We start from the raw sequence: 13,384 nt of genomic DNA, 5'->3' as shown, positions 1-13,384 counted from the left end.
GCGGCACGCGCCGCTTTCCGACAGGACGTTTGCCGATGAGTGCGATTCCCGCGACGCAACCGCTGTTGCCGCCGCAACTGACCCTGGCGATGGCCGCCGCCAGCATCGCCGCCTACGCGGCCTACGAAGGCAAGCCGGTCTCGGCGCCGTCCGACTACCGTCTGGTCGCCCGCTGGTCCGGCTGGGATGGCGACCCGCTGGGGGGCAGCGAGGAGCTGTTCGGTCTGCTGTTCCGTTCCACCGCCACCGCCGGGACCTATCTGTTCGCGTTCCGCGGCACCGATTCGGACCTGGACATCTACGAGGACCTGGACTTCTCCACCACCGCCTTCGTGCCCAGCGCCGGTACCGTCACGCCGGTGCCGCAGGTGTCGGCCGGGTTCTACGGCATCTACAACGGCAGGGGCACCGCCATGCGCGCCTCGATGCGCGCGCAGTTGTTCGCGCTGCTGGAGCACTTCGCGCCGACCCGGGTCTACGTCACCGGGCACAGCCTGGGCGGCGCGCTGAGCCAGTTGTTCTCGCTGGACCTGGCGCTGAGCCGGCCGGGGCTGCCCAGCCGCAACATCAACTTCTGCAGCCCGATGGTCGGCGACGCGAGCTGGGAGCAGGCCTATGCCGCGCATATCGCCGCGGCCGACAGCACGCGCTGCTACAACTACTGGGACTACGCGCCGTCGCTGCCGCCGTCCATGTTCGGCTATGCGTCGGTGGGGCAGGCGTTCCGCACCGCCTACGACGTCAACGGCGCCTGGTTCCCGCATCTGCTGCCGCGGCACTCCATCGCCAACATGCAGGTCGTGCTGCAGCACGCCCTGTGGCAGACGCCGCAGGCCTGGAGCGGGACCTTCGCCGACCAGACCGATCCGCAGCGGCTGATGCGCAGCCAGATCCCGCCCACCACGCCGCATCCGGCCTGGGCGGACATGGCGCTGACCGCGCGAGCGGCCGAGCAGGCGCTGGGCTTTCCGGAGGGGGCAGCGGCGTCGCCGGCGGCGGCCACGCCGTGAGTGCGTGCGCGGCCTGGCGGCGCGCCCGTTGTGCCCGCGGTCACTGCATGGTGCCGCCGCGGGTGCCACGCTGACCGCCCATCGATCGCGAGGACGTCGCCATGGCATCGTTCGACCTGTATCTCCCACAGCTGCTGCGGTTCGAGGGCGGCTTCGTCGATGATCCGACCGATCCGGGCGGCGCCACCAACCACGGCATCACCCTGGCCACCTTCCAGCGCTGCGCGCAAGCGCTGCTGGGCCAAGCGCCGACGCTGCAAAACCTGCGCGCATTGACTGTGCAGCAGGCCGCGACGATCTACCAGCACGACTACTGGGACAGGATCGGCGCCGATCAGATCGCCTCGCAGACGGTGGCCGAGCTCGTGTTCGATTTCTACGTCAATGCCGGCGATGTCGCGATCTCGCTGCTGCAGCGCGTCCTGCAGCAACTGGGCGCGACCGGCTTGGCGGTCGATGGCCAGATGGGGCCGGCGACCCTGGCGGCGCTTGCCAGTGCGGACACGGCACAGGTGTACGCGCAGTACCGGCAGCAGCGCATCGCCTACTACCAGCGCCTGGTGGCGGAGCGTCCGGCCGACGCCGAGTTCCTGGCCGGCTGGCTGCGCCGCGCGGAATGGTTCCCGGCGAGCCTGCCGGCCGATGCGTCGGCGCCTGCGCAGACTGGCACCGCCTGATGCGACGCCGCGCCGTGCACGGCGCGTGCATCTGCGTTTCACCGCATGCGCATGCCGCGCTGTCTAGTCTCCCGAACCAGCGTCGGCCATCTGCCGACGCCAGCGCACGCGATGACGGCGTGCGCCTGTCCTCGTTTTCGGGAAGACCGCATCATGATCAAGTGGGCCATCATCATCGCCATCATCGGACTCATCGCCGGCGCGCTCGGCTTCAGCGGCGTGGCGGGCGCGGCGATCGGCGTCGCCAAGTTCCTGTTCTGGGCCGGCATCGCCATCGCCCTGGTGCTGTTCGTGCTGGGCACCATGCTGGCCAAGAAGGTCAGTTAGGCACCAGGCCGGGCATGTCGCGTCGATGCAGGTGCGTCGCGCGACAGGTCCGTAGAGCGAGGCCCTGTGGCAGTCGGCAGGCGCTTGCTGTGCCATTGAAGGCCTAGGCGTCGCTGGCGGTATCCGTTTCGTGCGTTGCAGCTTCGTCGTCGGCGGCGGGCTTGGCCGCTGCGGCACGCGCTTCGCGCTTGCGCGCTTCTTTTTCTTCCTGCTGTTTCTTCTTGGCCAGCTCGCGCTGCCGCTTTTCGAAGGAGTAGTTGGGCTTGGCCAATGCATGTCTGCCGTCAGGGGAATGCCCTGAGTGTAGCCGCTGCGCGGCTTCGGCGTGCGAAACGGACAGGCCGTCATCGGGACGGCCTGTCCTAGGCGCAGGTGCGGGAGTACGGCCCTCCCGGACCTTGGCTTACGGGCTCAGATACTGCTGGATCGACGAATACACGTCGGCGAAGCGCGAGTAGTAGTCGGGATCGCTCGGTGCGCTGCAGTACGAGGTGCCGCCATACAGGCCGCCGCGCAATTGATAGGCGCCGCTGCTGTTGACGGTGAACAGGCCGGAGCCGGACGAGCCGCCTTCGGTGACGCCGGTGCTCCACTGCACGCGATACAGCGGCGACTTGCCGTCGATGGAGCTGGACAGCGCGGTGACCTTGCCCAGCGAGTACTTCTTGACGTCGCCGGCCGGGTGGTGGATGCCCTCGATCGCGGTGCCGGTCGAGCCGATCGCCGAACTGCTCCAGCCCGCGTAGAACGCGCCGCTCGGCGGAGCGCTCTTGAGCTCGAGCAGCGTGGTGTCGCGCGTGGTGTTGGTATAGCGCAGGTAGGCGCCGCCGCCGAGGGTGGTGTAGTTGGAATTGACCGTGGAGCCGCCGCAGGTGGTGGCGTCGTAGAACCAGTAGGTCTGCAGCGTGTTGGCCACGGTCTGGGTGCTGATGCAGTGCGCCGCGCTCCAGAACATCGCTTTCTTCGGCGAATTGCTGTTGTTGAGCAGGGTGCCGGTGCACAGGTAGGTGCTGCCGCCGCTGGTGAAGGTCATGCGCGCCACCGACTTGGCCGCCGAGGTGAAGCCGGAGGTCGGGTTGGCGCGGCACACGATGTCGCGCTCGCACGAATCGCTCTCGCCGATCATCGGCCGCATCATCGTCTCGCTGGCCACCGGGCTGATGTCCAGGTGCGAGAGCTGCGGGATCTTCAGCGCGAAGCCTTGCGGGTACTGGCCGGCCGGCAGCTCGATCTCCACCACCATGCGCGCGCCGGCGATCACCGCCGACCAGCCGGGCTGGCTACCGGCGAACTCGGCGCCGCTTTGCTGGAACACGCGGCCGTCGTCGCCGGCGAAGCGCAGCGTCGCCTTGCGCGGATCGCCGGGCTGGGCGCCGCTGCCGCTGAGCTGCAGCGCTGCGCGCAGCGCCTGCGCGTTGGTCGAGGCGATTTCGAAACTGGTGACCTGGGCGCCGTTGGGCAGAGTCTGCCAGCGCAGGCGACGCAGGTTGATGTCGGGCTTGGCGACGTCGCGGGAAAAGCCGATCTGCAGCGGCTGGCCGTGCTTGACCTGTTGCCCGCGTGCCTGCTTCATCGCCGCGGCCTTGCTGCTGTCGGGCGCGGCCAGTTCGATCAGGCGGGGGGCGTGCGCGCTGCCCGGGGGAAGGCTGCGCAGTTCCGCGCCACCGAGCGCGGCGGCATCCGGGCGGGCTTCGACCGGGGCGGAATCCATTTCGGCTGCTGGGGGAGTGGCAGCCATGGCGGCGGGGGACATGCCGGCAATGCCGGCGAGCAACGCCAGGTACAACGCATGCTTGCGATTCATCGATCTTCCTTCTGCGAAGAGGGACGAGACCATCCGGCAGGGGACCGGATGCCATTGCACCCGAGTTCAGGGTGCCTGCCGAGGCTACGGACGACGCCAGAGCGATTGCGTGTCAGGCGTCACGCTCGGAGGGCCGGTTTCGTAGACAGCTGCTCACATTGCGTGTGATGGCGCGAAAGAAGCGCACGGCGCTGCGATGCCGCAGCGGCACCGTTGCATGCGCGCTGCAATGCGGATAGGAGCCTGTCGATTGGGAAGGACAGGATGGGTAGCGCTATCTGGAGCGGCCTGATCGACACGTCGACACGGACGTCGGCCAGTCCCCCCGCACACGCGCATCAGCTGCTCAGGCCGCCCCGCCGAACCGCATGAAGCAAGGCGCGGACGCTCCCGCCGAGCACGGTCCTGACCGGTTGTCACCTTTCTGCAATCTTTCCGACAAATTTCAGTAGATTCAATCACTTGAATCGGCATCTGGCGTGCTGCGACGCAGCTTGCATCGATTCAAATTCGGCCTATAACGCTGGCGTCGCATATATGAACTTTTCGTTCTTTTATGCACCGCCTTGCGGACGGCCCGCGCGAGGCCAGGGGAATCGGGCGGGCTCGGCACATCTCCAACATCGATCGCTCCTGTGGGGGGAGACCAGTGAACGAACCGCTTTCCGGCGTGGACTCGTCGCCAGTTCCGTTGCGCTCGCGCTGTGGGCGCCTTCTCTGATGGCGCAGTCCGCGCCCGACAGTGCGCCCCCGCCAGGTGGCACCGACAAGGCCGACAAGCCGGTCGAACTCAAGGCGGTGACGGTCACCGGATCGCTGATCCCGCGGGTGGAGGTCGAAGGCCCTGCGCCGGTGGTCACCATCACCGGCGAAGAGATCAAGAAGCAGGGCTACACCACGCTGTGGGAATTCCTCGACTCGCTGCCGCAGGTGGGCCAGCAGGTGTCCGACCCGGCCTCGTGGGGCTCCAGTTCGGTCAACGCGCGCTCGGTGAACCTGCGCGGGCTCGGCCCCGGGTTCAGCCTGCTGATGATCGACGGCCATCGCGTGGTCGACTACCCGCAGCCGCTCAACAAGCAGAGCAACTTCCAGAACTTCAACAACCTCCCCACCGGGATGATCGATCACATCGAAGTGCTGGCCTCCGGCGCGTCGTCGATCTACGGCTCGGACGCGGTCGCCGGCGTGGTGAACGTGATCCTGAAGAAGGACTACCAGGGCAACCAGTTGCAGGTCACTGCGGGCGGCGCGACGCGTGGCGGCCGCCGATACGGCGACATCAACTACGTCGGTGGCCGCGCGGGCGACAACTGGCACGTGACCTACAACCTGGAGCACTCCAACCGCAGCGCGCTGTGGGGCATGGACAGGTCCTACCAGGATTCCGTGGCCGACGCGGGCTACGGCGCCTGGGGGCCGGCCTCGCGCATGTTCGGCTACCAGTACGATGCCGCCGGCGCGATCGCCCTGTCGGCCACCGACGCCAACGGCCGCTACATCACGCCGCCCGCCGGCACCTGCGACAAGTTCACCAACTCGCGCCTGACCCAGTCGCACTCGGTGACCACCAACGGCACCCAGGTCACCGGCGTCACCGACAACGGCTTCTACTGCGCGCAGCCGGCGCTGTTCCAGAACTGGGTGCTGACCCCGGGCAGCATCAGCAACAGCGGCTATCTGTCGGGCGAGTACGACTTCCAGAACGGTCTGCAGTTCTACGGCTCGGCCGCGCTGTACCAGACCGTGGGCATCTCCAACACGCAGCTCAACGTGTTCAGCGCCGGCCCGTTCTACGACCAGACCACCGGGCAGACGGTCAACCAGGTGATCCGCCAGCTGACCCAGAAAGAGATCGGCGTCAGCGCCAACACCTACGACCGCGAGCGCAACTGGAACCTGCAGGCCGGCCTGCGCGGCACCGTGTTCGACGGCCGTTTCAACTGGGACCTCAACCTCAACACGCAGAAGTACATCGTCCGCGAGGAGTTCACCGGCTACAACGCGCAGGCCACCAACAACTTCTTCCTCGGCCAGCAGCAGGGCACCACCGCCGACGGCCTGCCGATCTACGCCTTCAACTGGCAGCAGTTCTGGAACCCGATCACCCCGAAGCAGTACGACCAGTTCGCGGTGACCGGCGTGAACACCGCGTCGTCCTGGCTCGACCAGGCGCAACTGCGCGTCAACGGCGACCTGTTCAAGCTGCCCTGGGCCGATCGGTCGGTGGGCTGGGCCGCGGTGCTCGAAGCCGCACACAACGGCTTCAAGCTTTCGCCCGACCCGCGTGCGGCCGATCCGTCCACCTTCCAGAACCCGTTCGGCGCCTACCTCACCGGTGCCGGCACCCGGCAGCGTTTCTCGCTGGGCACGGAGTTCCGCGTGCCGGTGCTGGAGTCGGTGACCTGGACGCTGTCCGGCCGCCTGGACAAGTACAACGACGCCAGCCGTGCCGACATCGCGCGCACCTGGGGCTCGGGCCTGGAATGGCGCCCGTACGACGGTCTGCTGCTGCGCGGCAGCTACGGCACCAACTTCAAGGCGCCGGACATGCAGGCCATCTACCTGACCGGTTCGACCTCGCCGGTGGGCTTCTACGCCGACCCGCTGCAGTGCGTGAACGCGATCAAGGCCGGGCAGAACAACAACACCTGGTGCAACAGCGTGCAGCGTCCCGGGTCGCAGTACTACACGCTCTACACCAACGGCAGCCGCCTGCTGCTGCCGCAGACCGGGCACTCCTGGACCCCTACGGCTTCGTCTGGCAGGTGCCGGGCGTGCAGGGGCTGTCGGTGTCGGCCGACTACTGGAACATGGGCGTGGACAACGCCATCCAGTACCTGGGCCAGGACACCGTGCTGGCCGACGAGGCCGGCTGCCTGACCGGGCTGAAGCCGAACGGGACGTCGGGCCTGTCGCCGTACACGGCGCACGTGGCCGGATCGGAGTACTGCCGGATGGTCACCCAGATGGTGAAGCGCGACGCCAACGGCCAGATCGTGTCGGTGCAATCGGGCCCGATCAACGAAGCCTCGCTGTACGTGGCCGGCGTCGATGCGACGCTGGACTACAAGTTCCACACCGACGGCTACGGCGACTTCCGCGCCGGCATCAACTACACCAACAACCTGTCGTACAAGCAGCGCGTGCTGGCGTCGGATCCGTTGCAGAACACCCGCTATCAGAACGTGGCCAGCCGCATGACCTGGATCGCCGACTGGACCAAGGGCCGCTGGAACGTGTCGATCTCCGGCGTGCGCAATGGCCGCATGCGCGCCCCCAACTACGCCGGCTGCGACGTGCTGCCCAACGGCATCCAGCCCGGCATGGTCACGGTGTCCAATGGCGGCAACACGGTGTCCACCGGCGTCTGCCAGGTCACCCAGGACGGCAACCAGGTGACCGTGCCGGATACGACCTATCGGGGCCACGCGCCGGCCTGGATCACCTGGAACGGCTCGGTCGGCCTGCAGGTCACGCCGGACCTGCATGCGAAGCTCACCGTGTCGAACATCTTCGACAAGGTCGGTGCGATTCCGTATTACGCCGGCGGCTTCGAGTTCGTCACCACCGGGCAGACCGCGAGCGAGTACAACGGCCGGGAAATGTTCCTGACCCTGGACTACACGTTCAACTGAGCGGTCAGCTGATCGTCGGCGGGCTTCGCGGGAAGTGGAGCGCGCCGGATCTTCATGGGCCTGGCGTTGCCTCGTGTCAGCTCTCGTCGCAGCGCGCGCTGTCCAAGCGTACGCGCGCCACGTGATCTCACCTGACGCCTTGCGCTTCGCGATGCGCTCGATCGTCGTGCAACAGCCTCTCCCGCTTGCGCAGGAGAGGCATTCGCAGGAGAGGCATTACAACCGAAGAGGCGGTCCTGAGCTGCGCTCAGCGGCGCCGGTTCGACGGCACGAACTTGTACAGCTTGTTGACGCCGGTGCCGAAGTTGAAGCGGCTGTAGCCGGCGCCCCAGTACACCGCACCATCGACGATCGCCGGTGCGCTGGACACCGAACCGCCGGCATCGAAGCTCCACAGGGTGGCGCCGGTCTTGGCATCGAGCACGGTCATCGCGCCGGACATCGAGCCGGCATAGACCAGGCCCGGCGACGACGCCAGCGGGCCGCGGCCGCCGGCGCCGAACGCGGTCTGCACCGGATCGGTACCCGGCACCTTGACCTGCCAGAGGATCTTGCCGCTGGCCGCATCCAGCGCGGCCCAGGAGCCGGCGTTCCAGGTCTCGGTGTTGCCCGGCGCCAGCGTGTACGGCGTGTGCTCGTTGTTGTTGATGGCCACGTACACGCGACCGGAGAACGGATCCACCGACGAGCCCCACTCGATGCCGCCGGCGGTGCCGCCCGGGCCGACCTGGGTCGACCACACGGTCTGCCCGGTGTCGGCGTCGAAGGCCCAGTACACGCCGCTCTTCTGGCCGGCACCGACCAGGGCCTGCGGCTTGCCGTTGCGGATCGCGGTGAACAGGTTGGCGCCGCCGCCGCTGAAGTCGTAGTCCGGCCCCTGCGGGTCCTGGCACAGGCCATTGGTCGGCGCGACCAGGCACGACAGCGACCAGGCGTCGGCGCCCTGCAGGCGGCGCGTCCACACCGGCTTGCCGCTGCGCATGTCCAGCGCCAGCACCGAGTCGACGTAGTTGTCCGGCGCCATGCACGCCAGTTGCGCGGTCTTGTCGCCGTTGGCGTTCTTGACGCAGCTGGCCACCTCGGTCGGCACCGAGTAGTTGTTGCCGGTGGTGGCGTAGACGCGCTGGCGCAGCGGATCGATCGCCAGCGTGCCCCACACCGAGGCACCGGTGTAGCCCTCCGGCGTGGTGCGGAAGCTCCACAGCAGCTTGCCGGTCTTCAGGTCCAGCGCGGCGACGCTGCCGCGGAAGGAATACTTGTAGCCGGCGCTCAGGCCGCCCCAGTCGCCGGAGGACACGCCGACGTAGACGCGGTCGCCGTAGATCACCGGCGAGGCGGTGATGCGCGCCTGCGGGTTGGATTCGACCAGGGTCTTCCACAGCAGCTTGCCGGTGGCCTTGTCGATCGCCAGCACCGTGCCGCTGGCCTGGTCGCCGACCAGCACGCTGTCGCGCGCGATCGCCGGGCTGTTGCGCGACAGCGAACCGGCGATGCCGGTGTAGTCGGCCAGCTTCACCTGCCACACCGCCTTGCCCAGGTCGGTGTCGATGCGATACAGCTGGCCGCCCCAGTCCGGCACGTACAGCGCCGTGCCCTGCACGGTCGGCGTGGCCGAGACGTCGCCCTGGGTGGTGAAGGTCCACGCGGTCTTAAGGCGCTTGGCGTTGAATGGGGTGATCTGCCATTCGCCGGGCGCGAAGCGGGTGTTGAGGAAGCCGCCGCCGGCGCTGTCCCAGAGGCTGTGCGTGGCGAACGGCGTGCCGCCGGAGAACGTGCTGCGCCATTGTGCGCTGGCGGCGCTGGTGTCGGTCGTCGCCGCTGCGGTGCCTGCGGACTGCGCCATCGCCATTGCGCTGAACATCAAGCCGGGAATCAACGCCAGCCGCAGGCGGGAGTGGTTCTGGTGTGCATCACGCGTTTTCATGGATGTCCTTCGGGCTTGGGAGTGAGGATCCCCCCGTCACGTCCGCGGCCATCCTAGAAGTGAAAATCCTTGCGTGTCATGTACTTACGAAAAAGTTAGGGCCTTTGCAAAAGGTTGCTGCGATAGCGAAAAACGATGGCGGCGGCATCGCGTTGTCATCGTGCCGGCACGCGCGTGACGCATGTCGTCGCAGGCTGCGATGGCCGTCGCGGCCGCGTGTTGCCGCGCATCGACACGGCGCGGCAGATTGCGTCCGCGTGGCGCGTGGCGATATGCGCCATCGATCCCGTGTGCCGGATTCGCCGCGTGAGCGCGGGCTGAATCGCGGTGCAGTCCGACGTGCCCGCAGTGCGCTGCGGCGGCGCCGCATGGGCGGTGCGAGCGGTTGGTTACACTGTGCGATCACTGTTGTCCGCACAAGGAATGCCTCGATGAAATGCCCCTCGCTGTTGTCCCTCGCCATCGCGCTGTGCGCCACGGCCGCCGGCGCCGTGCAGGCGGCAACGCCCGTGTCCACCGCGGCGCTGGAGGGCAAGGTCGATGCGCTGTACACGCGTGCGCCGGACACGCTCAAGCCCGACGAAGTGAAGGCGATGCAGCAGCGCCTCCTCGATTGGGCGCAACTGCAGCGCTATCGCGCCGACAATGCCGCGTTGCCGGCGCCGGCAGCGGACGCGCCGCGCGTGGTGTTCTACGGCGACTCCATCACCGACGCCTGGGGCCGTCGCGAAGGCACCACGTTCTTCCCCGGCAAGTCCGCCTACGTCAATCGCGGCATTTCCGGGCAGACCACCGCGCAGATGCTGGTGCGCTTCCGCCAGGACGTGATCGACCTGAAGCCGGCGGTGGTGGTGATCCTGGCCGGCACCAACGATCTGGCCGGCAACACCGGGCTGTCCACGCTGGAGATGATCGAGGACAACCTCAGCGCGATGACCGAGCTTGCGCAGGCGCATCACATCAAGGTGGTGCTGGCTTCGGTGTTGCCGGTCACCGACTATCCGTGGCGGCCGGGCCTGCAGCCGGCGCAGAAGGTGCGTGCGCTCAACGCGTGGATGCAGCAGTACGCGCAGCAGCACGACGCGGTGTACCTGGACTACTACAGCAAGCTGAGCAACCGCGACGGCGGCATGGACAAGACCGTGGCCATCGATGGCGTGCACCCCAACAACGCCGGCTATGCGGTGATGGCGCCACTGGCCGAGCAGGCGATCCAGCGCGCGCTGGCAAAGCCTTGAGTCACCGCGCGCGCTCCTAGCCCCTCTCCCCCCGGGAGAGGGGTTGGGGTGAGGGTACGACCGCCGGAAACAACGATCGGCGAGGCCGCACCCGCAATCCCTCAGAACCGCTCACCCTCCGGCAGATAGCGCCACTCGCCCGGCGCCAGCTTGCCCAGCGGAATGCGGCCGATGCGCAGGCGGCGCAGGCCGGTCACTTCCAGCCCGACCTGCGCGCACATGTCGTGCAACTGGCCCGGCTGCACGTGCTTGATCGCGAAGCGCAGGCGCTGTTCGCTCTGCCAACTGACCTTGCACGGCGGCAGCGTGCGCTGGCCATGGCGCAGGCCGTGCGCGAGCCGATGCAGGCCGTAGGGCTGCAACGTGCCGCTCACCTCCACCACGAACTCCTGCTCCAGCGTGGCCGCGTCCTCGCTCAGCCGCCGCAGCACGCGGCGGTCCTGGCTCAGCACCAGCAATCCGCTGGCCTCGGTCTCCAATGGCAGCGGCAGACTCAGGCGCAGGAAATGGCGCTTGAGCACACGCATGTCGCTGGCATCCAGCGCGCTGCGGTTGCCGGGCGTCGCCAATGCCATCGCATCCTCGGCGCGCATCCCGGCCGGCTTGTGCAGCAGCAGCGTGACCGCCTGCGCCGGGCCGAGTTGCGCGTCGGGCGCCAGCGCCACCTGCTGGGTAGTGATCGGTGTCTGCGGTTCCTCGACCACCACCCCGTCCACGCTGACCCAGCCGCCCTCGATGTACTGCTGCGCCTCGCCGCGCGAACACGGCAGCAGGGCGGCGAGATGCTTGTCGAGACGGACGGGGCTGGACATCGGGGCTGTGGTGATCGGTGGGGGCGCAGTGTACGGGCGCCGGGCGGCGGCCGCACGCGATGGCATCTCAGCGCTCGGCCAGCTCCAACTGGGTCAGGTAGAGACGCAGGTCGAACTCCAACTGGTGGTAGTCCGGCGTCATGTGTGCGCACAGCTGGTAGAAGGCCTTGTTGTGCGCGCTTTCCTTCAGGTGCGCCAGTTCGTGGGCCACGATCATCGGCAGGAACGCCGCCGGCGCGTCGCGGAACACGCCGGCGATGCGGATCTCGCGGCTGGCCTTGAGCTTGCCGCCCTGCACCCGAGACACCGTGGTGTGGGTGCCCAGCGCATGCTTCACCGCCTGCAGGCGGTTGTCGTAGATCACCTTGTGCAGCGGCTCGGCGCTGCGCACGCAACGGTCCTTCAGTGCCTGCGTGTAGTCGTACAACTGGCGATCGGTGCGCACCGCGTTGGCCTCGGGGTAGCGGCGGCGCAGCCAGTCGCCCAGGCGCTGGCGCGCGATCAGTTCGCGCACCTGGTCCAGGACCTGGGGTGGGTAGCCGACGAGGTAGCGCAGGGTGTCCATCCCGCCACCTTAGCCTGCCGCGCGCGGCGGGGCATCCGCCGTGTGCGGCCTTCGCGGGCGGGCACCGGCGCTGCGGGTATCATGCGGCTCCCGATTCTGAGTCCGTGGACGCTTCCGATGCGCAATCCCCTGCAGGAGCAACTGCTCAAGGCCGGCCTGGTGAAGAAGAGCCAGGTGGCGCAGGTCGCGCGCGAGCAGGCCAAGGCGCGCCAGGGCAAGACCCTGCCGCCGCCCAGTGCCGAGCAGCTGGAGAGCGAGCGGTTACGGCAGGAGCGGGTGGAGCGCGATCGTGCGCTGTCCGCCGAGCGCAATGCACAGGCGCGTGCGCAGGAGCAGCGCCTGCAGGCACGGCAACTGGTCGAAAACCACAAGCTCAAGGCTGACGGCGAGATCGACTACCACTTCACCGATGCCGGCAAGATCCAGCGGCTGCGCGTGGATGCGGCGCTGCGCGCGCAGCTGATCGCCGGCAGCGTGGCGATCGCGCGGCTGGATGCCGGCTATGTGCCGGTGCCGCGCGCCGTCGTGGAGAAGATCGTCGCGCGCGATCCGGCGACCATCGTGTTCGATGCGCTGGCGGCAACGCCGGCCAGCGGCGAGGACGATCCGTACTACAGCCAGTTCAAGGTGCCGGACGATCTGATCTGGTGAGGCAGGACGCCGGGCGGCGCTGCATGAACGTCTCGGCGAGGTGAAGCCGGCGTGCATTGCATTCGCCGGTGCCGGCCGCATCATCCAGGCAAGGCAACAGTGCGGAGACGACCATGGCCACTGGGTGGGCAGGCGACGGCGCGGTGCAGGACCAGATCGATGCGACCGTCGAGGATGCGATCAAGCGGGCGCGCAGCCAACTCCCGCAGGGGCCGGGACTGAGCCACTGCGAGGACTGCGATGCGCCGATTCCCGAGGCGCGGCGCAAGGCCGTGCCGGGTGTGCGCCTGTGCGTGGCCTGCCAGGACGCGCAGGACCGCGCGCAGCACGAGCACAGCGGCTACAACCGCCGCGGCAGCAAGGACAGCCAGCTGCGTTGATGCTCAGCCGGCGCGGTCGGGTCAAGGTTTGGGCTGCGCGTGCAGCGCGATGTTGAGCTGATCGACCACGATCGCCCAGTCGGCGTCTTCCAGGCGCTCCTCGCGCAGCAGTTGCGCCTGCGCGGGCGTCCAGAACGGGGCTTCTTCCAGGCGCATGCCATCGGGCAGCGGCGCATGCTGGGCGATGAACTGGCGAATCTCGCCTTCGCTGTTGGGCAGGCCGAGTTGGGCGAAGAGGTCGGCGAACGGATGAATGACGGGTTCCATGCAGTACCTGGTCGGGAAAGGGGAGATCGCCGCGCAAGGCGGCTGGCATCGACCATAGCGGCTGCGTCATGTGCATGGCGTCAGCGTCGGCGTG

Annotated in this window: 14 protein-coding genes; 8 read left to right on the top strand and 6 right to left on the bottom strand. The window is 68.2% G+C overall.

The features are described 5' to 3' along the window. Positions 1-35 precede the first annotated feature (35 nt). From RAB70_RS18255 to RAB70_RS18245, 3 genes are all read left to right on the top strand, one after another. Positions 36-1,010, top strand: coding sequence for a lipase family protein (locus RAB70_RS18255; RefSeq protein WP_148828781.1), 975 nt, complete (start codon positions 36-38; stop codon positions 1,008-1,010). A gap of 101 nt (positions 1,011-1,111) precedes the next feature. Beyond that, positions 1,112-1,687, top strand: a complete 576-nt coding sequence (locus RAB70_RS18250; RefSeq protein ID WP_148828782.1) for a glycoside hydrolase family 108 protein — start codon at positions 1,112-1,114, stop codon at positions 1,685-1,687. Between the two features lie 153 nt (positions 1,688-1,840). Then, on the top strand, positions 1,841-2,014 hold the full coding sequence (locus RAB70_RS18245; protein WP_017908222.1) for a DUF1328 family protein: 174 nt from the start codon (positions 1,841-1,843) through the stop codon (positions 2,012-2,014). A gap of 103 nt (positions 2,015-2,117) precedes the next feature. On the opposite strand, the gene RAB70_RS18240 is transcribed toward RAB70_RS18245, so the two are convergent. Both RAB70_RS18240 and RAB70_RS18235 read right to left on the bottom strand, forming a co-directional pair. Beyond that, positions 2,118-2,285 (bottom strand): hypothetical protein, encoded by a 168-nt coding sequence (locus RAB70_RS18240; protein ID WP_170268178.1) that lies wholly within the window; start codon positions 2,283-2,285, stop codon positions 2,118-2,120. Between the two features lie 132 nt (positions 2,286-2,417). Further along, on the bottom strand, positions 2,418-3,818 hold the full coding sequence (locus RAB70_RS18235; protein WP_026143237.1) for a serine protease: 1,401 nt from the start codon (positions 3,816-3,818) through the stop codon (positions 2,418-2,420). A 720-nt stretch (positions 3,819-4,538) separates the two neighbouring features. Between RAB70_RS18235 and RAB70_RS18230 the strand changes: the two genes are divergently transcribed. Together RAB70_RS18230 and RAB70_RS18225 are read left to right on the top strand one after the other, a co-directional pair. Next, a complete protein-coding gene (locus RAB70_RS18230) occupies positions 4,539-6,698 on the top strand; it encodes a TonB-dependent receptor domain-containing protein (protein ID WP_265530036.1) in 2,160 nt (719 codons plus the stop codon). Beyond that, the gene (locus tag RAB70_RS18225) at positions 6,593-7,453 is read left to right on the top strand and encodes a TonB-dependent receptor (protein ID WP_265530034.1); all 861 of its coding nucleotides are present in this window, start codon (positions 6,593-6,595) and stop codon (positions 7,451-7,453) included. Before RAB70_RS18230 ends, RAB70_RS18225 begins: the two co-directional genes overlap by 106 nt. A gap of 247 nt (positions 7,454-7,700) precedes the next feature. On the opposite strand, the gene RAB70_RS18220 is transcribed toward RAB70_RS18225, so the two are convergent. Next, positions 7,701-9,302, bottom strand: a complete 1,602-nt coding sequence (locus RAB70_RS18220) for a PQQ-binding-like beta-propeller repeat protein (RefSeq protein ID WP_148828797.1) — start codon at positions 9,300-9,302, stop codon at positions 7,701-7,703. A 506-nt stretch (positions 9,303-9,808) separates the two neighbouring features. On the opposite strand from RAB70_RS18220, the gene RAB70_RS18215 reads away from it, so the two are divergent. After that, positions 9,809-10,615: an SGNH/GDSL hydrolase family protein gene (locus tag RAB70_RS18215; protein ID WP_148828783.1), complete on the top strand. Its 807-nt coding sequence runs from the start codon at positions 9,809-9,811 to the stop codon at positions 10,613-10,615. Positions 10,616-10,716: 101 nt separating this feature from the next. On the opposite strand, the gene RAB70_RS18210 is transcribed toward RAB70_RS18215, so the two are convergent. After that, entirely contained in the window at positions 10,717-11,427 is a 711-nt protein-coding gene (locus tag RAB70_RS18210) for an rRNA pseudouridine synthase (RefSeq protein ID WP_148828784.1), read from the bottom strand. Between the two features lie 67 nt (positions 11,428-11,494). Next, positions 11,495-11,992, bottom strand: coding sequence for a YgjP-like metallopeptidase domain-containing protein (locus RAB70_RS18205; RefSeq protein ID WP_148828785.1), 498 nt, complete (start codon positions 11,990-11,992; stop codon positions 11,495-11,497). 117 nt (positions 11,993-12,109) lie between these two features. Between RAB70_RS18205 and RAB70_RS18200 the strand changes: the two genes are divergently transcribed. Together RAB70_RS18200 and RAB70_RS18195 are read left to right on the top strand one after the other, a co-directional pair. Beyond that, positions 12,110-12,643, top strand: coding sequence for a DUF2058 domain-containing protein (locus RAB70_RS18200; protein WP_148828786.1), 534 nt, complete (start codon positions 12,110-12,112; stop codon positions 12,641-12,643). A gap of 113 nt (positions 12,644-12,756) precedes the next feature. Beyond that, complete coding sequence (locus RAB70_RS18195; RefSeq protein ID WP_010342319.1) at positions 12,757-13,023, top strand: DksA/TraR family C4-type zinc finger protein; 267 nt, start codon at positions 12,757-12,759, stop codon at positions 13,021-13,023. Positions 13,024-13,044: 21 nt separating this feature from the next. On the opposite strand, the gene RAB70_RS18190 is transcribed toward RAB70_RS18195, so the two are convergent. Further along, complete coding sequence (locus RAB70_RS18190) at positions 13,045-13,290, bottom strand: DUF2789 domain-containing protein (protein WP_017914385.1); 246 nt, start codon at positions 13,288-13,290, stop codon at positions 13,045-13,047. Between the last annotated feature and the right edge of the window lie 94 nt (positions 13,291-13,384).

The sequence above is a fragment of the Xanthomonas sontii genome, from assembly GCF_040529055.1.
Taxonomy (GTDB): domain Bacteria; phylum Pseudomonadota; class Gammaproteobacteria; order Xanthomonadales; family Xanthomonadaceae; genus Xanthomonas_A; species Xanthomonas_A sontii.
Note: the sequence above shows the minus strand (reverse complement) of the source record. Positions and strands in the feature narration are given on the sequence as shown.